17 protein-coding genes and 1 tRNA gene are annotated in these 24,047 nt (G+C 28.9%); 6 read left to right on the forward strand and 12 right to left on the reverse strand.

What is annotated here, in order from left to right; translation table 11 throughout:
- Positions 1-2,025: a DUF3857 domain-containing protein gene (locus KO506_RS06505; protein WP_215994090.1), complete on the reverse strand. Its 2,025-nt coding sequence runs from the start codon at positions 2,023-2,025 to the stop codon at positions 1-3.
- On the reverse strand, positions 1,991-3,820 hold the full coding sequence (locus KO506_RS06510) for a transglutaminase-like domain-containing protein (protein ID WP_215994091.1): 1,830 nt from the start codon (positions 3,818-3,820) through the stop codon (positions 1,991-1,993). Before KO506_RS06510 ends, KO506_RS06505 begins: the two co-directional genes overlap by 35 nt.
- A gap of 175 nt (positions 3,821-3,995) precedes the next feature.
- Between KO506_RS06510 and KO506_RS06515 the strand changes: the two genes are divergently transcribed.
- On the forward strand, positions 3,996-4,343 hold the full coding sequence (locus KO506_RS06515; RefSeq protein ID WP_215994092.1) for a phage holin family protein: 348 nt from the start codon (positions 3,996-3,998) through the stop codon (positions 4,341-4,343).
- Positions 4,344-4,346: 3 nt separating this feature from the next.
- Here KO506_RS06515 and KO506_RS06520 read toward each other — a convergent pair whose 3' ends face one another.
- Positions 4,347-5,309: an L-threonylcarbamoyladenylate synthase gene (locus KO506_RS06520; RefSeq protein ID WP_215994093.1), complete on the reverse strand. Its 963-nt coding sequence runs from the start codon at positions 5,307-5,309 to the stop codon at positions 4,347-4,349.
- 42 nt (positions 5,310-5,351) lie between these two features.
- Positions 5,352-7,022, reverse strand: a complete 1,671-nt coding sequence (locus tag KO506_RS06525) for an RluA family pseudouridine synthase (protein ID WP_215994094.1) — start codon at positions 7,020-7,022, stop codon at positions 5,352-5,354.
- A 162-nt stretch (positions 7,023-7,184) separates the two neighbouring features.
- Between KO506_RS06525 and KO506_RS06530 the strand changes: the two genes are divergently transcribed.
- Positions 7,185-7,889 carry a hypothetical protein gene (locus KO506_RS06530; RefSeq protein ID WP_215994095.1) on the forward strand — a complete coding sequence of 235 codons (705 nt, stop codon included), beginning with the start codon at positions 7,185-7,187 and terminating at the stop codon, positions 7,887-7,889.
- A gap of 71 nt (positions 7,890-7,960) precedes the next feature.
- Here the strand turns inward: KO506_RS06530 and KO506_RS06535 are convergent, their stop codons facing one another.
- From KO506_RS06535 to polA, 4 genes are read right to left on the reverse strand one after another with little or no spacing between them, the layout of a single operon-like run.
- On the reverse strand, positions 7,961-8,683 hold the full coding sequence (locus tag KO506_RS06535) for a hypothetical protein (protein WP_215994096.1): 723 nt from the start codon (positions 8,681-8,683) through the stop codon (positions 7,961-7,963).
- A 20-nt stretch (positions 8,684-8,703) separates the two neighbouring features.
- The gene (locus KO506_RS06540; protein ID WP_215994097.1) at positions 8,704-9,081 is read right to left on the reverse strand and encodes a hypothetical protein; all 378 of its coding nucleotides are present in this window, start codon (positions 9,079-9,081) and stop codon (positions 8,704-8,706) included.
- Positions 9,082-9,093: 12 nt separating this feature from the next.
- Positions 9,094-9,810, reverse strand: a complete 717-nt coding sequence (locus KO506_RS06545) for a glycine-rich domain-containing protein (protein ID WP_215994098.1) — start codon at positions 9,808-9,810, stop codon at positions 9,094-9,096.
- Positions 9,811-9,843: 33 nt separating this feature from the next.
- Positions 9,844-12,675, reverse strand: a complete 2,832-nt coding sequence (polA, locus tag KO506_RS06550; protein WP_215994099.1) for a DNA polymerase I — start codon at positions 12,673-12,675, stop codon at positions 9,844-9,846.
- 301 nt (positions 12,676-12,976) lie between these two features.
- Between polA and KO506_RS06555 the strand changes: the two genes are divergently transcribed.
- Positions 12,977-14,200, forward strand: a complete 1,224-nt coding sequence (locus tag KO506_RS06555) for a metallophosphoesterase (protein ID WP_215994100.1) — start codon at positions 12,977-12,979, stop codon at positions 14,198-14,200.
- An 86-nt stretch (positions 14,201-14,286) separates the two neighbouring features.
- The gene (locus KO506_RS06560; protein WP_068356976.1) at positions 14,287-14,580 is read left to right on the forward strand and encodes a thioredoxin family protein; all 294 of its coding nucleotides are present in this window, start codon (positions 14,287-14,289) and stop codon (positions 14,578-14,580) included.
- 59 nt (positions 14,581-14,639) lie between these two features.
- On the opposite strand, the gene KO506_RS06565 is transcribed toward KO506_RS06560, so the two are convergent.
- The gene (locus tag KO506_RS06565; protein ID WP_215994101.1) at positions 14,640-17,771 is read right to left on the reverse strand and encodes a glycosyltransferase family 117 protein; all 3,132 of its coding nucleotides are present in this window, start codon (positions 17,769-17,771) and stop codon (positions 14,640-14,642) included.
- A gap of 172 nt (positions 17,772-17,943) precedes the next feature.
- Between KO506_RS06565 and KO506_RS06570 the strand changes: the two genes are divergently transcribed.
- Positions 17,944-18,015 (forward strand) — tRNA-Gln (locus KO506_RS06570).
- Between the two features lie 76 nt (positions 18,016-18,091).
- Positions 18,092-18,991, forward strand: coding sequence for an EamA family transporter (locus tag KO506_RS06575; protein ID WP_215994102.1), 900 nt, complete (start codon positions 18,092-18,094; stop codon positions 18,989-18,991).
- Positions 18,992-19,108: 117 nt separating this feature from the next.
- On the opposite strand, the gene thrC is transcribed toward KO506_RS06575, so the two are convergent.
- The 3 genes from thrC to thrA form a co-directional block, all read right to left on the reverse strand.
- Positions 19,109-20,392, reverse strand: coding sequence for a threonine synthase (thrC, locus tag KO506_RS06580; RefSeq protein ID WP_215994103.1), 1,284 nt, complete (start codon positions 20,390-20,392; stop codon positions 19,109-19,111).
- Positions 20,393-20,479: 87 nt separating this feature from the next.
- Positions 20,480-21,400 carry a homoserine kinase gene (locus KO506_RS06585; protein WP_215994104.1) on the reverse strand — a complete coding sequence of 307 codons (921 nt, stop codon included), beginning with the start codon at positions 21,398-21,400 and terminating at the stop codon, positions 20,480-20,482.
- Positions 21,401-21,492: 92 nt separating this feature from the next.
- Positions 21,493-23,931 carry a bifunctional aspartate kinase/homoserine dehydrogenase I gene (thrA, locus tag KO506_RS06590; RefSeq protein WP_215994105.1) on the reverse strand — a complete coding sequence of 813 codons (2,439 nt, stop codon included), beginning with the start codon at positions 23,929-23,931 and terminating at the stop codon, positions 21,493-21,495.
- Positions 23,932-24,047 lie beyond the last annotated feature (116 nt).

A 24,047-nucleotide genomic window follows, 5' to 3' on the forward strand; every position in this document is an offset into this window, starting at 1 on the left:
TTATATTTTTAATTTAACAATTAACCTTTTACTTTCTGAGTTTTTTACTTTCTCGTTTAATAGTTTTAATTCTTGATAGTTTTCTTTTGGAATTTGATTCTGTAAGATTTTGTAATTAGATTTTACAATAAGTTGATTTTTATTATTTTGTTTTAATTCAAAATAATATTCTCCAAAATCATTTTTAAAATTTACTTTTCCATCATCTAAGCCTAGAACTTCAATTTTACATGGAAACTGAAGGTTTAGCATAAAGTTATCAGAATAACTGTAATCTAGGTAATAATTTAAAGCAGCAGCATCTGTATTGGTTTCTATTTGGTTGTGATTTATTAATTTATCAAAAGAAATACTTACAAGGCTATCATTTAAAAATGTAACTGTGTTATTTAGTTTTCCTTGTGCATTAATATTATAAGTGTAAGGTTTGTGCTTATTTAGTTTTATTCGGGTTACTGTATCAATTTGCATTGTATTATCATCCCCTTCATATTCAGACAAGGCATTGTAAAAGTCGCTAACTTCTTCATTTTCATTAATCATATTTAAAAAAGTTCTTAAATCTGTAGAAGAACCACCAGAAACTTTAAACATATATTTAAAAGATGTAGTTCGTTTTTTTATATCAACATTACTATAAACAATTTGATTTAAGTAATTCTGATTAGAACTTAGGCCTGGTAATTTTACTTTTATTCTACTGATAGAGTCTACTTCAGCAAATTTTAAATCTCTAGAAATAAATTTATCTTTTTTCTTCTTTTTACTTGTAAGTATGGGCTTAATTAAAATTGCATTGGTATTGTATAAAGAAGTAGGAATTTCATCAATTTGATATTTATAAGATTCGCTATGAGGGTATAAAAAAAACAACTTTTTATCTTTGTTTTCGAAGGCAAAAAATATATGGTCGTATTCGCCTTTTCTAATGTAATAAGGGTCTATATTACCAGATAATTTACTCTTACCAAAAACCGCCCAATAAGGTATTTCTAAATCTTCTAAAATTTGTCTATAAAACCTTCTGATACTAATTACGTCAAATCTTTTTTCTTTTAAAAAATAGCCATTAGATTTTATAAATTCTTTTCCCTTTATAACATCAATGTTAAAATTTTCTGATACTTCATTAAATAACAAGTTAAACTTATAATATTTAGAGCTGTCTTTTGCTTCTCCAATTATTCTTTTTTTCCATCTTTTGTAATAAGATGATTTTTCTGTATCAATAGCTAAAGGTTGCGTTAAAAAATTAAATTCTTCATTATAAACATCTTTCCAAGTTCTTAATTTACCATCTTTTTTTTCTAATGAATAATATAAATAAGGCAATTCACAAGGAAAACAGCTGTAATCATTATTTTCAAAACCTTTAATTTTATCCATAGAAAATTGTAAGTAAACTAAAGAATCGTTAGATACAATTTCAGGTTCTGGAAAATTATTATAAGATTTATAACGTATACCTAAATCTTTATTTGTTTGTACAGTGTATTGTGTGTTTTTACTGGGTATGTCTGAGTGTAAGCTTACATAACCTATTAATTCATCTAACTTTAAGTTTTCGTAATAAGTGTATGTAGTTTCTATTGTGTCTCCAGGTTCTACAGCTGGTATTGGGTAGTTTATTTCTCCAAATTTTTTGTTTTTCGCCTTTTTCTGAAAAACTAAACTAGAATCAAGTTCAACAATAGAACCGTCTTTTTTTAAGGTTCTTACTTTAATTTTTTTTATATGATTACTCTCGTATTCACTTAATGTTAAAAACGCATATTTTTCTACACCATTTGCATTATTTACAACTAACTTATTATTAATAGAAATAAAACTTTTATAGCTAGACCAGTTTTTCATATACGCTGCATCTGTATAAGAATGCAAATAATAAGCATCTGAGTTTTTACAAAGCGTTAAAAATGAGTCTTGCTCTATACTTTTAAAGTTTGATTTAAAGCCGTAAAAAAGAACGCAAATACAAATGATATTTACACTAACTTTTATTTTTTTTGAGAACAATTGGCTCATTAATTATTTTTTTAAATGATTTTAAAATCTTATTAATTGTCTTGATGTTGTTATGGTCTACAAAAACATCTTTGAAAATAAAGTCGTAACTACACTCTATTTCTAGATTAGATTTGGCTTCTATTTTTAAGTTAAATGATACTTCTGTACTATTAAAATTTTGTTCTATAGCTTTAAAAATTTCTATAGGTTCATCTAAGGTAATTTTAACGCGTACTTTTTTATGAAATGGATTGTATAAATACGTGCCTTCTATTAATGTTTCTCTACTTTCAGTTTCAAAAATTCTAGGTAAATAATCTATAAATAAATATTTATGGGTGTTATCTCCAAATGTTTTTCCGTTAATAGAAATATCTCCTTTAAATGATATATTTTTAAGATGATTTGAATGTGATAAATTATAAACTGATTGTTGTCCAAAAATTTGTTCGTATAATAATTTTATAGAATTTTCAAAATCTTTTTTGTTTAGGTTTTTTAGGTCTCTTTTTAAAAAGTTTCCAGAAATACCATTGTATTTTATATTAAAATCACCATTTATAACATTAGTACTTGAGTCTATTTTTACATCCATCTCATAAGAAATTTCATTTTGTTGAGGTGTAAAATTTTTAATTTTATAAAATGAACCTTCTTTTGCGTTTATTATCAATATTGTTCTTTCTTGTAAACTTTGTACTGGAGATTCTGCTAAATGTATAGGGTCTGTTGGGTCTAACAGTATTTTCTTACCATTTATATACGCAATACAAATTACGTGATTGGCAGAACTTAATGACGGAAAATCACAATCACTTATATGATCGAAAGTTGCAGCCAAAGCCACATCACTTTTAATATTTTTGTATCGTAAAGCTTCTGATAAAAAATTTGAAAGATCTTTACAATCTCCTTGTTTATTGGCAAATACTTCATTTGCGTGTGTAGGAATAAAAGCGCCTAAACCAATTTCTATAGCAACGTATTTAAAGTTATTTTTAACATAATTGTAAATAATATTTGTAATTTGTTTAGGGTCTGTAACATTTGCAGTTAATTCATCTATTTTTTCTTTTACTGTAGGGTTTAAACCTTTTTGTTCAAGTAAGTTTTTGTAATACCAATCGTTCATATAATTGGTAGGTTTATTTTTATATGAATTTGGAATAACAAGAGTTCGCATTAATGGAACTTTCATGTTTTTATAAATACCAAAAAATTGTAATGGGTCAGATTTAACTTTTTTGGGTTTTACTTTAATATTCCAGCTAGAACTTGTATCTGTTTTAATCGAATCAATTTTAAAATAGCTTAAAGAATCTTTGTAAATAGTGTTATGAGCTAAATCGAATTTTTTCGGAATTTTAATTTTATATTCTAGTGTATCTATTTGATTATAAGAAAAGAAATGTAAACTAGAAAAATACATTAATTCTTTACAAGACAAAGAATAGGTTAACTTAATCTCTTTATTAGCGGGTATTACCAAAGATTTTACTTTTTGACTAGTAATGTAATCTAACTCTACATCTTCTTCGTAAACTTTATTAAGATCAATGCTTTTAAAACGTGTTCTTTTCTTTTCAAATAATTGAATATTAGAAACTTTTTCTAATTCTGAGTCATAAAATATTGGATAAAATTGATCTTCAGTACTTTTATTAAAAAGGATAGAAATTTCGTTTACAAAAGTAGAATCTTCTAAAACCTTTATGTTTTCTAATTTCGATTTTAAGTGAATATTTTGAGAATTTATATTAAGATTACTTAATATAAAATAGAAGAGAATTAATCTAATTATAGGGATTTTCATAAGCAAGTTTAAAGATATAATTATTTTTTGAAATTTAATATTTCTAGTAAATTATCTTTAGGTTAACTACAACTTTTTTAAGCATAAAGAATTTTATTATAAACTAAAAACCTGCCAAAACTTCCGATTTTAAAATTGGTACACTTTTAGCAATCAGTAAGTTAAATTTATACTTATGAAAACATTTCTAAAAATTTTATTAACGGCTTTAGCAGTAATTGTTTTAGCTAATATTTTACCTGGAGTTGCTGTAACTGGTTATCTATCAGCAATAATTGTAGCTATTGTAATTGCAATTTTAAATATGATTGTTAGGCCACTTTTAATTTTCTTTACACTACCTGCTACCATTGTAACTTTTGGGCTATTTATTTTTGTAATAAATGCTTGCATTATTTTATTGGCAGACAGTTTAATAGACGGTTTTAAAGTTTCTGGCTTTTGGGCAGCACTCTTTTTTAGCATTTTACTTTCAATATTTAGATCAGCATTATTCTCTTTATTGAAAGACGAAAAGAAGTAGTAATTATCCTTTAAAAGAAGCTCTTTGCAAGCGATCGTTCATCGATTTTCCTAAACCAAAATCTGGCATTTTTTCTACTAGAATAATGTCTAAATTTTGATGATCTAATTGATGTAAAGCATCGTATAATTTTGATGCAGCTTCTTCTAAATTAGATGAAGTTGATAAAATAATTTCAGCACTAATTTTATCACTTTTAAAAGAAGAATTTAAAGTTAAAACGCCAATTTTTTTATTTGGATGTTGTTCTATTTCATCAACAATAGAAGTTGTTAAAATGGTTGTAGTTAAAGGCGAATAATGTTTGTCTAACATTCCTGGAGCATCAGGGTTTTCTTCTTTTTTATTTTTTATTTCTATTTTACCAATAACTGCCTCAATTTCTTCTAAAGCCAAAGCACCTAATCTGTAAATAATTGGTTCATTATTCTCAAAACCAATAATGGTAGATTCTATACCGTTTTTACAAGTACCACCATCTAAAACCATTTTAATATCATTTTTAAAATAGCGTTCTACATGCTCTGGTTTTGTAGGACTAATATTGTTAAAAGGATTGGCACTGGGTGCAGCCAAAGGAAAAGGTAATTGTTTTAAAAGACTAATTGTTGTAGTATGATTTGGAACACGAACAGCAACTGTATCTTTACCTGCAGTTATTAAATCAGGAATTGATTCGTGCTTTTTTAAAACCAATGTCATAGAACCCGGCCAGAATTTATCTGCCAAAATCCTTGCTTTTTTAGGCACTTCAGAAACAATAGTTTCTAATTTATCAGCAGAAGGAATATGAACAATTAAAGGATTAAAAAAAGGACGCTTTTTAGTTTCGAAAATGCTTTTAATCGCTTTTTCGCTAAAGATATTGCCAGCTAAACCATAAACGGTTTCAGTTGGTATTGCCACCAATTCTTCATTGGTTAAAATGGCAATTGCGTTTTGTATGTCTTTAGAAATAATACTCATAATTTTCGGGTACAAAATTACATATAAAAATGCTTTGTTGATTTAAAAATCAGCATCAACCTTAAAACTCATTTTTTTATGAGTTGATGGGTGTAAAAACTCAATAAATTGAGCATGTAAATGCAACCTGTTTGTTTTTTTTCCATATAAATCATCACCTAAAATAGGAGTGTTTAAACCGTTTTTATGAGCTGCATGTACTCTTAATTGATGAGTTCTACCAGTTATAGGATAAAAATAAACACGAGTTTTACCATTTTTTATATTGATAATTTCCCAATTCGTTTCTGCATTTTTTCCATATTTAAAATCGACCAATTGTTTAGGTCTATCATCTAAATCTACACGTAAAGGAAGTTTAATTGTTCCTTTTTTTGCTGATAATTTACCATCCAATAAAGCAACATACCTTTTTTTTACAGTTCTATTTATAAACTGACTTTGTAAAACTTTATTGGCTTCTTTAGTTTTTGTAAGCACTAAAATTCCGGAAGTAGACATGTCTAAACGATGCACAATTAAAGGGCCTGTTGCTGTTGGGTATAGCTCTTTAATTCTGGTGTACACAGAATCTTTAATTTCTTTACCAGGTACAGATAAAAATTCTGCTGGTTTATTAACTACTATTAAAACATCATCTTCAAAAATAATTTTTAACTGTTCTTTTTTTGATAAGCTTTCTAACAGCAAATTATCATCCATTTTAATGCCATTTAACATGTGTCCTAAAATGGGTTTACATCTGCTTTGGCAAGCAGGATAGTAGTTTTTGTGTTTTCTAATGGCCGAGTTTGGCGAAATTCCCCACCAAAATTCTGCTACACAAATGGGTTTTAAGTTGTTGGTAAACGCATAGTGTAATAATTTTGGTGCAGCACATTCTCCAGAACCTGCAGGAGGTTTTATTGTTGGATCGTTAAAAATATCTAACAAACTTTTTAGTTCTTTTTTCTGATTAAAAAAAGCATATTTACTAAACAAAGTTTGCTGTAAATAGTTCGACTTTTCTTTTCGTTTGGTTTTTAAAGCTTCAATTTTATTTTGGAAAAAAGTTAGTTTTTTAGCACTTTTATCAATTTTAGATTGATAGTATTCTTGTAATTCTTTGTAAAAAAATTGATCGTTATAACTTTCTTGCTGTAGTATTTGTGTTAGTTTTTTAAACTCAACATCGCTTAAAACTGAAATTGCTTGTTGCTTTTTTGCTTTTCTATCAGCTTTAGAAAGTTTCATTTTTTTTCTTTGCAGTTCTAAATCAGTTTCAATATTTAAAACAAGTTTTTTGTGATTTGCTTTTATAGTTAAGTAGTTTTCATCCTTTAAAATTGAACCTAATTGAGCATTTATTTCTTCAATTTTTTTTTCTCCTTTGGTGTAAAAACTACCTTCTGTTCTCATATTAAAAACAGGTGGGACAAAAGCTTTGGGTAAACTATTATCATCTAATTTACCAGAAAAAGCGGCTAAATAACCCAATTGGTTTTTATCATCTTTAACTACTAAGACTCCAAACATTTTACCAATGGCAGTTTCAGAATTTTTATCATCTAAACCAAAATTGTGTGTAAAGTCAGTTTGATTTTCTAAATACTTCTGAATTTCATCCACAGCAGTTTTTGCTAATAAATGAGGCTCATAATAGAATGGAAATGTAAACTTTTCTGGAAGTTTAATTTCTGAAATATCAGTTTTAAAATGATGAAAATGTTTCAATTTTATAAGAATAATTGCCAAAGATAGGTTGTTTCGTTATAAAATACCACTTAAACAGTTTATAGAATCTAAAATATCTAAAGAGCAAAGAATTACATTATTTGCGTTAAAGAACTGTTTTGTTATCCTATAGTTTTGTATCGAACTTAAAATAGAAATATTATGAAAATTATGAATATGAATTCAGTAAGAGTAGCAGCTATCGTTTTAACATTATCTAACTTTATGTTGGTTTCTTGTGATACTCCAAAGAAAAACAACATGGATGAAGCAAAAGAAGAAATTGCAGAGCTTGTAGATATGGATAAAGATAATTTAGACGTGGAAATGGAAAGTGATTTAGCAGAAGATGAGGTAAAAACACGTACCTATAAAATGAAAGAAAAAGAAACACCAATTGTATATGACTTAGATGCTAGAGGAATATCTGGTTTTAATGATTGGGCAGATTATACAGTTGTAAACTACGAATTAACTAATTTAAGAAAAGTTGATTATGTTACAACAAGAGAAAGAATTCAGAATATGAATTATAGAATTGCAAACTTAGGAAACACAATTCCTGCTTGGTTAAAAACTGAGGAAGTTATGGAAGATGTACAAGATATTCAAGATGAATATTTAGAACTTATAGAAGACCAAGATGCATCAGAAAAAGAAATGCAAGAGAATTTAGAAGAGCTTTCAGAAAAATTTGATGACTTAAAAGAGGAGTTAGATGAAACTGTAAATGAATATATAAAAATTCACGAAGAAGCTATTGAAGAATTTAACGAAGAAATTAAAAAAGGAAAATTTGATGCTGCTATTGAGGAGTACAATGAAGAGATTAAAAAGTTAGATAAAATTGTAAAAGAAGATCAATAATAAATAACACTCTTTAAAAGAAAAAGTTTTTAAACTAAGGTAGATTTTTAATCTACCTTTTTTTATGCGTTTTATTCTAGTGTTTCTTGATATTGAAAAGCATCAAAAAGCACATTATTTTCTGTTGATGTTGGCAAATCTCCCATAAAATGTAAATTCTCTAAACTACAATGTACTTTAAATTTAGTGTTACTTTTTACGTTAGTTTGTAGCGTTTTAACTAAATTATTGTTGATAAACCACTTTACTAAATAAAAGCCATTAACATCTATTAGCTCCATTTTAAAAGTAGCATATTCCTCCATTTTTACTGCAAAATGGCTAGAGTTTGAAGGCGAAAATTGTGATACACAAAATACAATGGCTTCATTGTCTTTTAAATTTATTTGTTCTCTATCTATTTTTTGACCAGAGCCAATTTCAAAATCAAACTCAAATTCTTCTTTTTGATTATGATATAAAAATGCGCCAATACTAACTTGTTCGTACATTTTAAATTTTGGTACAAAAATGCGCCATGAATATGTGCCAGTGGTAAACTTTTGTTTACTTCTTATTTTTACTCGATCTTTTGTATTGGGTCTTGTTGTAATTTTTAAATGTTGGTTTTCTAGTTGATACAATGCAGGACTTTTCCAAGAGTTATCTTTCCAGTTTTTTTTGAAAGTTTCTTGATTATTAAAGTTTTCTGTAAAGGAAGAATCTTGTTTCATAAACAAACGATTAGCACCACAATTTATAAAGGTGATGATAGATAGAACTAAAAAAAATAGATTTTTAAGTTTTTTATTCATTTAATTCTGTTAGAATTATTTTAACTAGCACTTGGGCAAAATAACAAATCTGTAGGGTTGTCAATATCATACAAGTATTGATGAGCTCTAGATTCTTTATTGCAAAATGGTTCTATTAATCTTATCATTTTTTCAAAACCTTGTAGGGTTAAAATACAGAAAAAATTATAGTCGTCTTTTGTTAAAATACCTTCATCAGTTTTAAATAAACCTAAAATTAAATTGCAATTTCTAGGTTCAATAAAATCAACTTGAGCTAAATCTAACTTTTGTTTTTTAAGAATAACAACTTCAATTAATAAGTCTCTAAATTTTATGGCTTCTGCTTTATTAAAATTATAAAGACGAACCAAGTTTTCATTAAGTTCGTTGTAGTTTTCTATGTAATCTAGTTTCATTTTTTGTTTTATTTAATCTCCACAGCCAGAACAGCCACTGCACCCACTATCACATCCATCATCATGAAAATCATCATAAGAGCATCCATTATTATTGTTGTTATTTTTACTTTTTAAGGTTATCAAAATTATTACAACAACTAATACTATAATTATTGAACTTGAATCAGTTAAACTGTCTTTAGCTCTTATAAATAATAGAGGAATTATAAGTAGAATAGTTAATAATTTAAATGCAAATAAAAATTGTTTTGATGGTTTTTTTATAAGCCAAAAAGAGTCAATATTAATTCTTTTAAAATTAACCTCTTTAAACCTTTTTTTATTGTTTAGCCAAATTGAGTTAGGAGGTGTTTCTTTAAATTCAGATTTATAAATCTCAAATGTAGAATCATAACAATCAGAAAATTTTTCTCTTTCATTTGTACCTCCTTTTGTTGGGTTATGATGAATTTCTTTGCCAAGTGTTTCGTTACAGAATGTTTTCCAATAAGATTTGGTGTAAGTTAAGTGAAGGTGCCAAACTTGATCTACAGCATCTGAAGGTGTAATTTGTTTGTTAGATACACAACATAGGTAAATGAATTTTTTGTATTCTAGAATGCTTTTTAAAGCAAATTTAATTTCCCAATTATTATCTCTGGCTAACCTTTTAGAAAAAGGAAAATCAGAGCTTTCATCATCTAGATTAAAGTTTTTAATTTTAATCCATAGTTTTTCGTTTTTCACTAGCTTTTTATTTTTTAGAAAAGAGAATCATATCTAATGCGCCTCTAACCAATTATAACCCAAACCAATTTCAACATCTAAAGGCACACTCATTTTAAAAGCGTTTTCCATTTCATGTTTAATAATTGGTTCTATGGTTTTTAGTTCGTCTTTATGTGCATCAAAAACCAATTCATCATGCACTTGCAATAACATTTTAGATTTAAAACCTTCCTTTTCAAATCGGTTATGAATGTTTATCATGGCTAGTTTTATAATATCTGCAGCAGAACCTTGTATTGGGGCGTTTACAGCATTTCTTTCTGCACCACTACTAACCATTGCATTTCTAGAATTAATGTCTTTTAAATACCTACGTCTGTTTAAAACGGTTTCTACATAACCATTTTCCCTAGCAAAATCTACTTGTGCAGACATATAGGCTTTTAACTTCGGATAAGTTTCGTAATACGTATCAATCAATTCTTTGGCTTCGCCTCTAGACAAGTTGGTTTGGTTGCTTAATCCGAAAGCAGAAACTCCATAAACAATTCCGAAGTTTACGGTTTTTGCATTACTTCTTTGCTCACGAGTAACTTCATCCAAAGGAACATTAAACACTTTTGCAGCAGTAGAAGCGTGAATATCTTTGCCATTTTTAAAGGCATTTATCATATTATCTTCTTCGCTTAAAGCAGCAATAATTCTTAATTCTATTTGGCTATAATCTGCAGCTAATAAAACATATTCCTGACTTCTTGGTATAAATGCTTTTCTTACTTCACGACCTCTTTCTGTTCTAATAGGTATGTTTTGTAAATTAGGGTTGTTAGAACTCAATCTACCAGTTGCAGCAACTGCTTGTGCATACACAGTATGAATTCTTCCTGTTTTTTTGTTGATTTCATTAGGCAAAGCATCAACATAAGTACTTTGTAATTTTTTATATTGACGATATTCTAAAACATCTTGAATAATTTTATGATCTTTTGCCAAGTAAGATAAAATGTCTTCACCAGTTTTGTATTGGCCAGTTTTTGTCTTTTTAGGTTTATCAACCAATTGCATTTTTTCGAATAAAACAATACCTAATTGTTTTGGTGATGCAATGTTAAATTCTTCTCCTGCTTGCTCGTAAATGTTTTTTTCTAGTCTAATAATATCATCAGACAAAGCAACAGATAGTTCTTTTAAAAATTCAGTATTAATGTTTATTCCTTCAATTTCCATAGCTGTTAGTACAGAAACAAGAGGCAATTCTACATCATTAAACAAATTGGTAACATTACCAGAATCCAATTCAGTAGTAAAAAGTTGTTTTAATTGATAAGTAATATCTGCATCTTCTACTGCATATTCAGTTTGATCTGCAATAGGCACAACTCGCATAGAAAGCTGATTTTTTCCTTTTTTACCAATTAATTCTGTAATAGAAACTGGTTGATAATTTAAATACGTTTCTGCCAAAATATCCATATTGTGCCTCATATCAGGATTAATTAGATAATGAGCAATCATGGTATCAAACAATTTACCTTTTACAGGCATTTTATAATTTGATAAAACTTTAATATCGTATTTTAAATTATGACCAATTTTCTCGATATTTTCAGATTCGAAAAAAGGTCTAAATTCTTCTAAAATAGTTTGGGTTTCTGTTTGGTCTTCAGGAAAAGAAACATAATAACCTTTACCTGTTTCGTAAGAAAAAGCAATTCCTATTAACTCAACTTCTAAAGCTTTTAAACCTGTAGTTTCAGTATCAAAACAAACCGAAGTTTGTTGCATTAATTTCTGAATTAATAATTTTCTAGAAAAAGCAGTATTTATATGCTGATAAAAATGACTCGTGTTTTTTATAGTTTTAAACCCAGAAGCCACATCTTCTTCAGAAACGCTTCCAGAACCAGGAGCTGCAAATAAATCGAATTGCCCATCTGCTTTTACTGATGGCTTTTTTGATTTTTCAGCAACGCTAGTTTCTACAGTTTTTGTAGTAGTTTCTGTTGTAAAAGTTCGTAAAAAGTTGGTTAATAAATTTCTGAATTCTAAATCATTAAAAAGTTCAGTTACTTTTTCTTTATCAGGTTCATCTAAATTAAAATCTTTAGCATCAAAAGTTACAGGAACATCTAACATAATTGTTGCCAATTTTTTAGATAGTAAACCTAACTCTCCATTAGCTTCAACTTTTTCCTTCATTTTTCCTTTTAGCTGATCTGTGTTGGCTAATAAACCTTCCATAGAACCAAATTGTGCTAAGAACTTTTTGGCTGTTTTTTCTCCAACTCCAGGTAAACCTGGGATGTTATCAGCAGAATCTCCCATCATTCCTAAAAAATCGATGACTTGTTCTGGGTTTTCTACTCCGAATTTTTCTTGTACTTCTGGCACTCCCCAAATATCATAACCACCACCAAAACGTGGTTTGTACATGAAAATATTTTCAGAAACCAGTTGAGCAAAATCCTTATCTGGAGTTACCATATAAGTTTTAAAACCTTCTTTTTCTGCTTGTTTAGAAAGTGTACCAATTACATCATCTGCCTCAAAACCTTCTTTAACCATAATTGGTATGTGCATAGCTTTAAGAATTTCGTAAATATATGGCACAGCAACTTTTATGGCTTCTGGAGTTTCGTCTCTATTGGCTTTGTAAGCTTCGAACATTTCTACACGATCTACGCTACCACCTTTATCAAAACAAACTGCTAATTTATCTGGTCTTTCACGTTTTATAACATCTAATAAAGAGTTCATAAAACCCATTATTGCAGAAGTATCTAACCCTTTAGAATTAATTCTTGGGTTTTTTATAAAAGCGTAATATCCTCTGAAAATTAATGCGTAAGCATCTACTAAAAAAAGTCTTTTTTGATCTGCCATTTTGTATAGAGTTGAAAAAAGATAAAACTACAAAAAACTGTATAAAATTGCGCTTTATATTCTATTGATTTTAATTTGAGCTTGCATTGTAAAATCTATCATAAATCTTAATAAGCGTTTAAATTGATGATATGAATCTTGTTCTTAAGATTTTAAATATTTGAATTTAGATGAATTGTTAAAAATGAATAGGTAATTTTATTTGGTATTAATTTAATAAAAAAGCACTTTTAAACTTTAACAAGTTGTTAAAATTCATTCGTTTTTTAACAGTTACCTTTGTTTGTTTAAAATAAATTTTATGCTACGTTGGTTAATTCCACTAATAATTGTAACGATTCTTGCAGTAATTTTAGAGGTTTATACATTTAATGCCTTAAAAATAGTTTCTAAAAATAAGTTTTTAAGATATGCTGTTTTAGTTGCAAGTTCTATTGTTTATATCAATTTTTTTATCACCATTTTTTCTTATGATAGAAGCAATGGACAAACACCACAATTTCAAATGGCAATGGGTTTGTTGCTTACTTTTCTAATTCCGAAGTTGGTGCTTTTTTTATTACTTTTTGGCGAAGATGTTTACAGATGGATTGTAAAAGGAATATCTGCATTTTCTAGTTCAGAAACACAGCCTTTGGCTGGTAGAAGAAAATTTATTTCTCAATTGGCTTTAGGGTTGGCAGCCATTCCTTTTGTGTCTTTTATCTACGGAATTATACAAGGTAAATACAATTATAAAGTGATAAAATATCAACTTTCTTTTGATGATTTACCTGCTGCTTTTGATGGTTATACCATTACTCAAATTTCGGATATACATTCTGGTAGTTTTACCAACAAAGAAAAAATACAGTATGGTGTAGATTTGATTAATGAGCAGCAATCAGATTTAATGTTGTTTACAGGAGATATTGTAAATAATCAGGCAAAGGAAATGGACAATTGGATTGATGTTTTTGCAAAACTAGAAGCCAAAGAAGGTAAATACGCTATTCTTGGAAATCACGATTATGGTGATTATATGGATTGGAAATCGCCAGAAGATAAAACCAATAACTTTAAAAAAGTAAAAGAAATTCATCAAAAGATAGGTTTTGATTTACTTTGTAACGAAAACAGATATTTAGAAAAAGGCGGACAAAAAATAGCTTTAATTGGTGTTGAAAATTGGGGTAAAGGGTTTAATCAAGCAGGAGATCTTGAAAAAGCATCAGTAAATGTTAAAAAAGACGATTTTAAAATTTTAATGAGTCACGATCCAAGTCATTGGCAAGAAAAAGTAAAGAAAGATGATTTTAATTATCATTTAACCTTAAGTGGCCATACACATGGTTTGCAAATGGGTATTGAGATTCCTGGTTTTTTTAAATGGAGTCCTTCTCAATATGTGTATAAACAATGGGCTGGTTTGTATCAAGAATTTGGTAGATTTATAAATGTAAATAGAGGTTTTGGTTATCACGCTTTTCCTGGTAGAGTAGGTATTTGGCCAGAGATTACTGTTATAGAGCTTAAAAAAGCCTGATAATCAGCTTATTTAATTAGATTTATTATATTTGTGTTAATAAAATAGAAATTTTACGCAATTTTTTCCTTTAAAAACCTTAGGTTATGACAAAATTTGGAGAGTTAATTAGTGTTGATAAGCCTGTTTTAATCGACTTTTATGCTGATTGGAATGAGGTAGAAAATAGTGTACAAACTTTAAGAGATGTTGCTGCTGCTTTAGGTGATAAAGCTAAAGTAATTAAGATCGATATTAAAAAGAACGAAACTTTAGCAGATGCTTTACGTGTTAAAGGAAACCCTACTTTTATGATTTATAAAAATGGCGAAATGAAATGGCGCCAAACAGGTTTTCAAGATGCAAATACTTTAATTGGTTTGGTGCAACAATACGTTTAAGTTTTACTAAATAATAACTATAAAAAAACCACAAACTTTTAAGTTTGTGGTTTTTTGTTTTATTGTTTTACTTCTACACTGTCACTGGGCATAATGTGTTCAAATAAACTCAGTGTTTTGTTAAAGTCATCTTGTATTTCGTTTATAAATTCTTGGTCAGTATCATACTGTACAACTTGATCTATAATTCCTCTATAAAGATATCTAAAAGTTAAATCGAAATCTTCGAAAACCATATCAAAATCTTCGACAGAAAAAGTACTATACCAAACTAGTTTTTCTTTAAATAATCTAATTAAATCTTCGGCATTTTTTCTAGCTTTTTTTGCTTCACCTAATTTATAATACATTTCTGGGTATTCCATAGATAAACTGTAATGGTCAAAATCTTCGATAGGTAATTTGTCTAAAGATAAGTCTAACACTTCAATTGCTTTTAAAGTATCACCTTCTTTTGCAAATGCAGCAGACAAACGCATTAAACTGTTTCTTAGAGAGATTGCGTTTCTTTTAGTTTGTTCGTCTAAATAAATTTTACCATCATTAATGTTTCTCCAGTTCCATTTTTTAACGTTACTGTACATTTTTTCAGTATCAATTCTACCAATATCAAACAAACTCAACTCACGAATTAATTGTCCGTTTTCATTATAAATTTTGGTAGGTGTTTTTATAGGTACAAATTTAAAAGCAACACCATCTAATTGTAAGTAATCTTTAAGCCATATATATTCATTATCTGCATTAGAACCACCAGTAAAATAAATAGGTCTTTTCCAGTCGAAATTATTTAAAATATCTAACATTAAGATTGCATTTTTACCTATGGCTCTATCAATCGTAATATCTATGTAAGGTACAATCTTATCAGCGTCTTTTTGTGCCACAATTCCGTATTTTAAAACATTTTCTTTGTTTACAGGAATACGAATTTTGTTAGCAAGTAATACTTTTTCTGGGTTTCCATCTTCATCTAAATCATAGAAAGTACGTTTATTATCACTCTGAATCCATTTCATGAAATAATCTAATTCTATAACAGAGTCTTTTAATTGAGGAAATATTTCAGGAAAGTAATAAGCAACATCTAAAGTTCCGTATTTGTATTCATCATGTTCTAATTGCGATGGAATTGGTTCTGCTTTATAACTTTTCTTCTTCATCTGGTCTATGTACCAATCTGTTTGAAAAAGACTTGTGTTTACTAGTTTAACATCGGTTCTAATTCCTTCTACTTCTTGCATGTACCAAAGAGGAAAAGTATCATTATCGCCAATTGTAAACATAATTGCATTTGGGTCGCAACTTTCTAAATAAGCTTGTGCATTTAAATGTGTTGTGTATCTGTTAGAACGATCATGATCATCCCAATTTTGTACGGCCATTAAAGTAGGCACAGCTAATAATGTAACTACAGTAACAGCAATTGCAACTTTTTTTCTCATTGCAAAATTTTTCAGGTATTCATATAAGGCTAATACACCAAAACCTACCCAAATTGCGAAAATATAGAAACTACCCACAACTGCATAATCACGTTCTCTTGGTTCAAAAGGTTTTGGGTTTGTATAAAATATAATGGCAAAACCTGTAAATGCAAAGAATAAAAATAGGGTGAAGAAATTATTTTTATCCCATTTTATTTGATATAACAAACCTATTAACCCTAAAATAAGAGGTAAAAAATAGTATTTATTGCGTCCTTTATTTAGTAAAGATTGCCAAGGTAACATTTCTTGAGAGCCTAATCTTGCTTCATCTATTACATCAATTCCGCTAATCCAATTTCCATTATGTATATCTAATTGTCCTTGAATATCATTTTGTCGTCCAACAAAATTCCACATAAAATAACGCCCATACATATACCCAAATTGATAGCTAACCATAAACTTAATGTTCTCTGCAAAAGTTGGTCTACGTTTGCTATTTGCTGGTATTCCTGCAATTTTTTTATACATTTCTTCGGATGCAGGATTTACCATTCTTGGTATAAACCCCTTATGTTTATCAGAATAATTAGGTAAAACATCTTTGTAAACATTTACAATAACATATTTACCATCTTTTTTCTCATATTTTGGTTTGTCATCTTTAGTTGGGTTTGTAGCATCTTGCTCTCTGCTGTATGTATTTGAATAATACGTGTCGTAAAAAACATTGGCATCCCCATATTGTTCACGTTCGTAATAAGCCAATAATTCACGTGCACTAGAAGGATTATTCTCGTTAATAGTAGTGTTTGCATTGGCTCTTATGGGTAACATCATCCAAGAAGAGAAACCAATCATTATAAAAAGTAACGATAAAATTAAAGTGTTTGCCGTTAATTTTTGCTTTTTTCTGGTGTATTTTAATCCGAAGATAAAAAGAGCTACTAAGATTATTGCAGCAATAATACTACCTGAGTTATAAGGTAAACCAACTGAGTTAATGAAAAATAACTCTGATGCACTAAAGAATTTTAATGTAAAAGGGAATATAAATTTAAAAACCAGCATTAAGACAAATACAGAAAAAATAGTAGCTATAGCTGTAGTTTTTAAGTTGATGCTTTTGTAAGTTTTAAAGAAATATAACATTACAATTGCAGGGATAACCAACAAAGAAAGTATGTGAACACCAAATGATAAACCCACAACAAAACTGATTAAAACCAGCCATTTATTACCTCTTGGTGTATCTATTTCGCTTTCCCATTTTAAACCTAACCAAAATAATAATGCCATTAAAAATGATGACATTGCATAAACTTCACCTTCAACAGCACTAAACCAAAAACTATCAGAAAAAGTATAAGTTAAAGAACCTACTAAAGCACTTCCTAAAATAGCAATTCGTTTCCCTTTAGATATATTACCTGTTTTAGCTGCCAGCTTTTTAGCTAAATTACTAACTGTCCAGAACATAAATAAAATGGTAAATGCACTTGCTAAAGCAGACATAAAGTTTACCATTTTAGCAATTTCTGTATTATCTGATGTAAATAATGCAAAAAATGCACCTAACATTTGAAAAAGTGGCGCTCCTGGTGGATGCCCAACTTCTAATTTTACAGCTGTAGAAATGTACTCACCTACATCCCAGGCACTAACTGTGGGCTCTAAGGTTAAAGTGTAAGTAATTAGGGCAATAGCAAATGTAATCCATCCAAGAATGATGTTCCATTTATTAAATTGTGCTGGTGTCATAAAAGCAGGTAATTGTATGTGGGCGAATTTACTAATAATTATGAATAAAAGCTTGTTCTTATTGTTTTTCTAAGTAAAGAAATCCTCATAAATCTTTGTTAAAAGTAAATTTTATAAAAAAATGTTTGCAAATTTAAAAGATTGCATTAAATTTGCATCCGCTAAGAAGCATTGGCCTATGGTGTAATTGGTAACACACCGGTTTTTGGTACCGACATTCAAGGTTCGAGTCCTTGTAGGCCAACAAAAGCAACTTTTAATCTTATGATTATCAGTTGCTTTTTTTTTAGTTTAAATTCAAGTAAAAAAAAATTTGATTTATGTGGATGTATTTGGGGCTTTTAGCCGCACTTTTTTTAGGGTTTCATAGCATCATAAAAAAACAAGTTGTTAAAAATAATGAGGTTTTACCTGTATTAACAATTACTTTATCTGCCGGATTTTTAGTTTTCTTACCTTTTTTTATCGGTTCAATTGTAAATCCTGAATATTTTAAATCAATAGGATTCTATATTGAAGAATTGCCAATAGAAAAACACGGTTTTATTTTTATAAAATCTATGATTATGGCTGCTTCTTGGGTTTTAGCTTACAGTGCTTTAAAACATTTACCAATTACAATTGTAGCTCCAATACGTTCTGCAGGTCCGTTTTTTACTTTTATTGGAGCTATATTTATATTTAAAGAAGAGCCAAACATTTATCAATGGATTGGTTTTTTTCTGATTATTTTCTCAGTGATATTGTATTCTAAAATCGGAAAAATAGAAGGTATTATTTTTAAAAGTAACAAATGGATTTTTGCAATAATAGCAGCTACTTTTTTAGGAGCCTCAAGTGGTTTGTACGATAAATTTTTGGTGCAAAGCCTACATTTAAATCCGCAAACATTACTGTTCTGGTTTTGCTTTTATACTCTATTGATTTTATTGGTTATACTAAGTGTAATGTGGTTTCCTTTTAAAGAAAAAAGAGCAAAATTTAAATGGAGTTGGTTAATCCCTTTAGTAGGGTTGTTGTTGTATACTGCAGATTATTTTTATTTTAAAGCATTACAAGATCCTGAAGCTTTAATTATGTTGTTATCAGCCATAAAAAGAAGTCAATTATTAATCACAGTAGTTATTGGTGGATTTATTTTTAAAGAAAAAAACAAACGTAAAAAGATTGTGCCTCTAATAGGAATTATGATTGGTGTTTTTCTGATTTTAAATTCTTAGTTTTTAATAGTTTGGTTGGTATATTGTATCCTACTAATAAAAATAGCTTCCAATTTTAATAAATAATTTTATTAGAACTGGAAGCTAATAGCTTTTAATATAGTAAGAGAAATATATTTATTTCATTAAATACGCTTTCAAGTCTTCGTAAGTAGCTGCTTTTAATGCCACTTTTGTATTGTTAATTACTTTTTTAATCTGCTCAGGAATTTCAACTTTAACAGGCAAAGTTTCTTCTACAACATCTAAGAATTTTACTGGATGAGCAGTTTCTAAGAAAACACCAAATTCGTTTTCTTTTAATCCATGTTTTTTTAATCCTAAGAAACCAACAGCTCCATGAGGATCTGCTACATAACCTGAATTTTCATAGATTTTTTTCATTGTTGCTCGAGTTTCATCATCAGAAAAACTATAAGAAGAAAAAGCACTTTTTAACAATTCTAAATCGTTGTTAAATAATTCTCTAATTCTAATAAAGTTACTTGGGTTACCAACATCCATAGCATTAGAAATGGTTGCTTTTGATGGTTTAGGAGAGTAAACTCCATCCACTAAATAATTAGGGACAGTGTCATTTACGTTTGTTGATGCTATAAAATGTTTGATAGGTAAACCTAATTTTTGTGCCATTATTCCTGCACAAATATTACCAAAATTACCACTTGGGACAGAGAAAATAAGGTCTTTATGTTGTTTGTGTAATTCTTTATAAGCAAAGAAAAAGTAAAACATTTGTGGTAACCAACGTGCAACATTTATAGAGTTAGCAGAAGTTAAAGTTCGCTCTATGTCTTCATCTAAAAAAGCAGTTTTTACCATATCTTGGCAATCATCAAAAACACCATCTACTTCTAAAGCTGTAATATTTTTACCTAAAGTAGTTAATTGTTTTTCTTGAATATCGCTCACTTTACCTGAAGGATACAAAATAACCACATTTACGCCTTTTGCACTTAAAAATCCGTTAGCAACAGCACCTCCTGTATCACCAGAAGTAGCAACTAAAACAGTAACTTCATTGTCATTATCTTTGTTAAAATACTCCAAGCATTTTGCCATAAATTTTGCACCAACATCTTTAAAAGCCATTGTTGGTCCGTGAAACAATTCTAAAGTTGCAATATTATCATCAACCTTAACCACAGGAAAATCAAAAGAAACAGTTTCTGCAATAATTTCTTTTAAAATGTCTGTTGGTATTTCATCACCTACAAATTGTTTTATGGCTTCAAAGGCAATTTCGTGGTTGGAGTAATCAGAAATATTATCAATAAAATCTTTTGATAATGGAGTGATGTTTTCTGGAAAATAAATTCCTCTATCTTTTGCTAAGCCTTCTACAACAGCGTTTTTAAAAGTTGTATTTGGCGATTTATGATGTAAACTGTAATAGTTCATTGTGTTTTTTGCTTTAAGCCATAAGCTCTATGCTTTTGGCAAAATGAAACAAAGTGCTTAAAGTTTATGGCTTTAAGCATATTGCAATTATATAATTTTTATTCCTTCTGGATTTACTTTTGATGTATAAAGTTCGAAATCAACTCCTTTGTTTCTGTAGCTTCTTTCAATTGCATTGTAAACCTCTTTTACATTTTCATCGCCTTTACAAAGTGCAAAAATGGTAGGTCCAGAACCAGAAATTCCAGCACCTAAAGCACCTGCTTTTAATGCTGCTTTTTGTACATCATCAAAATAAGGAATTAGTTTTTTACGATGTGGTTCTACAATAATATCTACCAAAGAATTGCTGATTAAATTATAATCGTTTGTATGTAAACCAGAAATTAGTCCGCCAACATTTGCCCATTGTGTAACAGCATCTTTTAATGCAATTTCTGTTGGTAAAACGGCTCTTGCATCTTTGGTTTTTATTTCTATTTGTGGATGAATTGCCACAAGTCTTAATTCATTTGGTACAGGTAATTTTACAATATCTAAGGGTTCGTAACTTCTAATTAGTACAAAACCGCCATAAATTGCTGCAGCCACATTATCTGCAATCGGACTTCCGCAAGCAACTTCTTCGCCAAACATGGCAAATTTTGTTAATTCTAATTCAGAGTAGATGTTGCCTAATAATTGATTTGCGCCAAAAGCAGCACCAGCAGCACTTGCAGCAGAACTACCCAATCCACTTCCTGGAGAAAATCCTTTATGAATAGTGAGTTGCACACCAAAATCTGCATTTGAATCCAACAGCATTTTTTTAACTACAGCACTTGCAGCGTTTTTATCTACATCGTAAGTTAAATCTGCACCAGTAATATTGGTAATTTCTACACCTTTGTTTGGCGTTTTGGTAAATGTCATTTCATCACCAATTTCATCAACAGCAAACCCCAAAGAATCATAACCACAAGAAACATTGGCAACAGTTGCAGGAGAAAATATTTTTAAGTAATCCATTTATTTTTTATTAAAAAATTTAAAATTCAAGAATTAAAAAATTATAAACAAATGAAATGTTTAAATGTTTATATTCTTCAATTTTTTAATAATTATTGATTCGCAATTCTAATAACATCAGCAAAAATACCAGAAGCAGTTACATCTGCACCAGCACCTGCGCCTTTTATAATTAAAGGATTTTCTGGATATCTGTCTGTAAAAAATAATACAATATTATCACTACCTTCTAAATTGTAAAAAGGATGATCTGCAGGTATGTTCTGTAAACCTACATTTGCTTTTCCGTCTACAAATTCTGCTACATATTTTAAACGACAATCTTTATCATTGGCTTGTTTAAATATATCTTGAAAATGACTTTCGTGCTTTGTTAAGGCTGCATAAAAATCATCATTATTTTTAGTTTTTAAAGCTTCTTCAGGTAAAAAAGCATTGTTTTTAATGTCTTCTAATTCCATTTTAAAACCACTTTCTCTAGCAAGAATTAAAATTTTTCTGGCCACATCTACACCACTTAAATCAATTTTTGGATCTGGTTCTGTATACCCTTCTTTTTGTGCCTGAGCAACAACATCATGAAATGTGGAGTCTTTATCAAAATTATTAAAAACAAAGTTTAAACTACCAGATAAAACTGCTTGAATTTTATGAATTTGATCACCAGAATTCACTAAATTTTTAAGTGTATCTATAATTGGTAAACCTGCACCAACATTGGTTTCGAATAAAAATGAAGCGTTGTATTTTTTAGATACTTCTTTTAGTTTTTTATAATTATAAAAACTAGAAGCACAAGCAATTTTGTTGCAAGTAACTACAGAAATGCTGTCTCTTAAATATTTTTCATATACTTCAGAAACTTGTTGATTTGCTGTATTGTCTATAAAAACACTGTTTCTATGATTGGCTTCTTTTACTTTTATGTAAAAATTATCTAAACTGGTTGGTTCTCCATTTTCTAATAAATCTTTCCAGTTATCTAAGTTAATTCCAGAATCGTCAAAAACCATTTTTCTAGAATTAGAGATACCAATTACTCGAATGTTTAGTTTTAAATTTTCTTTTAAAAATTTCTTTTGTTGATGTATTTGTGCTAAAAAACGCTCGCCAACATTACCTACACCTGTTACAAACAAGTTTAATTGTTTGGTTCTTTCTTCAAAAAATTGTTCGTGTAAAGTGTTTAATGCCTTTTTAGCATCGTATTTATTAATAACTGCAGAGATGTTTTTTTCTGATGAACCTTGTGCAATAGCTCTAACATTTACATTATTTCTACCCAAAGCACTAAACATTTGTCCGCTTAAACCTTGGTAGTTTTTCATGCTCTCACCAACCACAGCTATAATTGCCAAATCGTTTTCTACAATAATTGGCTTAATCTTTTTTCTGTATATTTCTATACTAAAAGTTTCATCTAAAATGGTTTTTGCTTTTTCTGCATCTAAATCATAAACACCCACACAAATAGAGTGTTCTGATGATGCTTGAGTAATAAATACTACATTTATTTTGGCTACAGAAAGTGCTTCGAATAAACGTTTAGAAAAACCAGGAATACCAATCATTCCACCACCTTCTAAAGTAATTAAACTAATATCTTCTATATGCGAAATTCCTTTTACTTCATTTCCATTTTCAGGATCGTTAGAAATTAACGTTCCGAAATTTTCAGGATCGAAAGTGTTTTTAATTCTGATAGGAATATTTTTTCTTAAAGCAGGTTGAATTGTTGGTGGATATAAAACCTTTGCACCAAAGTGCGATAATTCCATAGCTTCTTCGTAAGAAATTTCGGAAATTGGATACGCTTGTTTTACAATTCTAGGATTTGCAGTAAACATTCCACTAACGTCTGTCCAGATTTGCAATTCATTAGCATTTAAAGCTGCAGCATAAATGGCAGCAGAAAAATCAGAACCACCTCTACCTAAAGTTGTAGTTTCGCCAGCTGTGTTCGATGAAATAAATCCACCTAAAACTGCAATTCTATGTTGATTATCATGAAAAAAGATGGCAATATTTTTATTTGTAACCTCAAAATTTACTTGAGCATTTAAATACTCATCATTGGTAACAATTAAATCTCTACTTTCTTTATGAGTAGCATCTAAAGTTTCTTTTGCTGCATTTGCAATGATATAAGAAGATAATCGTTCTCCAAAACTAGAAACTTTTGCTAATGTTTTATTAGATAATTCTTGAAGTAAAAAGATCCCTTCGTAAATAGAAATTAAACGATCGAATAAATAGGTAATTTCATCTGAAACCTCTTTTTTATTTTTGATAATTAAATCATCAATTACTCTAAAATGTAATTCTTTAATTAACTCTAAAATTTCTTTAGCAGCAGTAATATCTTCTAAAGCTTCATTTGCTCCTGCTAAAAGTTTGTCTGTAGTTTTGCCAAAGGCAGATACAATAACTGCTACTTTTTGTTCTTCTGATGTTTTTGCAATAATGCTTAAAACTTGTTTTATTTTTTCTGAATTGGCTACTGATGAGCCTCCGAATTTTAATACTTTCATCTTAAATTGATAAATAGTTTGTAATTTTTTTTGTTTTTATTTCGATGTGTACGAAACAATAAATAACCTGAGTAATATGTATATAGTAAACCCCTAAAGGGTAATAGTTGTAGTTG

The organism is Polaribacter vadi, from assembly GCF_018861005.1.
GTDB classification, from domain to species: domain Bacteria; phylum Bacteroidota; class Bacteroidia; order Flavobacteriales; family Flavobacteriaceae; genus Polaribacter; species Polaribacter vadi_A.

Coding starts and splice junctions, on each gene's coding strand:
- KO506_RS06575 (WP_215994102.1), top strand. CDS start 18,092: ATGTGGATGTATTTGGGGCTTTTAGCCGCACTTTTTTTAGGGTTTCAT.
- KO506_RS06560 (WP_068356976.1), top strand. CDS start 14,287: ATGACAAAATTTGGAGAGTTAATTAGTGTTGATAAGCCTGTTTTAATC.
- thrA (WP_215994105.1), bottom strand. CDS start 23,931: ATGAAAGTATTAAAATTCGGAGGCTCATCAGTAGCCAATTCAGAAAAA.
- KO506_RS06540 (WP_215994097.1), bottom strand. CDS start 9,081: ATGAAACTAGATTACATAGAAAACTACAACGAACTTAATGAAAACTTG.
- KO506_RS06505 (WP_215994090.1), bottom strand. CDS start 2,025: ATGAGCCAATTGTTCTCAAAAAAAATAAAAGTTAGTGTAAATATCATT.
- thrC (WP_215994103.1), bottom strand. CDS start 20,392: ATGAACTATTACAGTTTACATCATAAATCGCCAAATACAACTTTTAAA.
- KO506_RS06565 (WP_215994101.1), bottom strand. CDS start 17,771: ATGACACCAGCACAATTTAATAAATGGAACATCATTCTTGGATGGATT.
- KO506_RS06510 (WP_215994091.1), bottom strand. CDS start 3,820: ATGAAAATCCCTATAATTAGATTAATTCTCTTCTATTTTATATTAAGT.
- polA (WP_215994099.1), bottom strand. CDS start 12,675: ATGGCAGATCAAAAAAGACTTTTTTTAGTAGATGCTTACGCATTAATT.
- KO506_RS06515 (WP_215994092.1), top strand. CDS start 3,996: ATGAAAACATTTCTAAAAATTTTATTAACGGCTTTAGCAGTAATTGTT.
- KO506_RS06555 (WP_215994100.1), top strand. CDS start 12,977: ATGCTACGTTGGTTAATTCCACTAATAATTGTAACGATTCTTGCAGTA.
- KO506_RS06585 (WP_215994104.1), bottom strand. CDS start 21,400: ATGGATTACTTAAAAATATTTTCTCCTGCAACTGTTGCCAATGTTTCT.
- KO506_RS06535 (WP_215994096.1), bottom strand. CDS start 8,683: ATGAATAAAAAACTTAAAAATCTATTTTTTTTAGTTCTATCTATCATC.
- KO506_RS06520 (WP_215994093.1), bottom strand. CDS start 5,309: ATGAGTATTATTTCTAAAGACATACAAAACGCAATTGCCATTTTAACC.
- KO506_RS06530 (WP_215994095.1), top strand. CDS start 7,185: ATGAAAATTATGAATATGAATTCAGTAAGAGTAGCAGCTATCGTTTTA.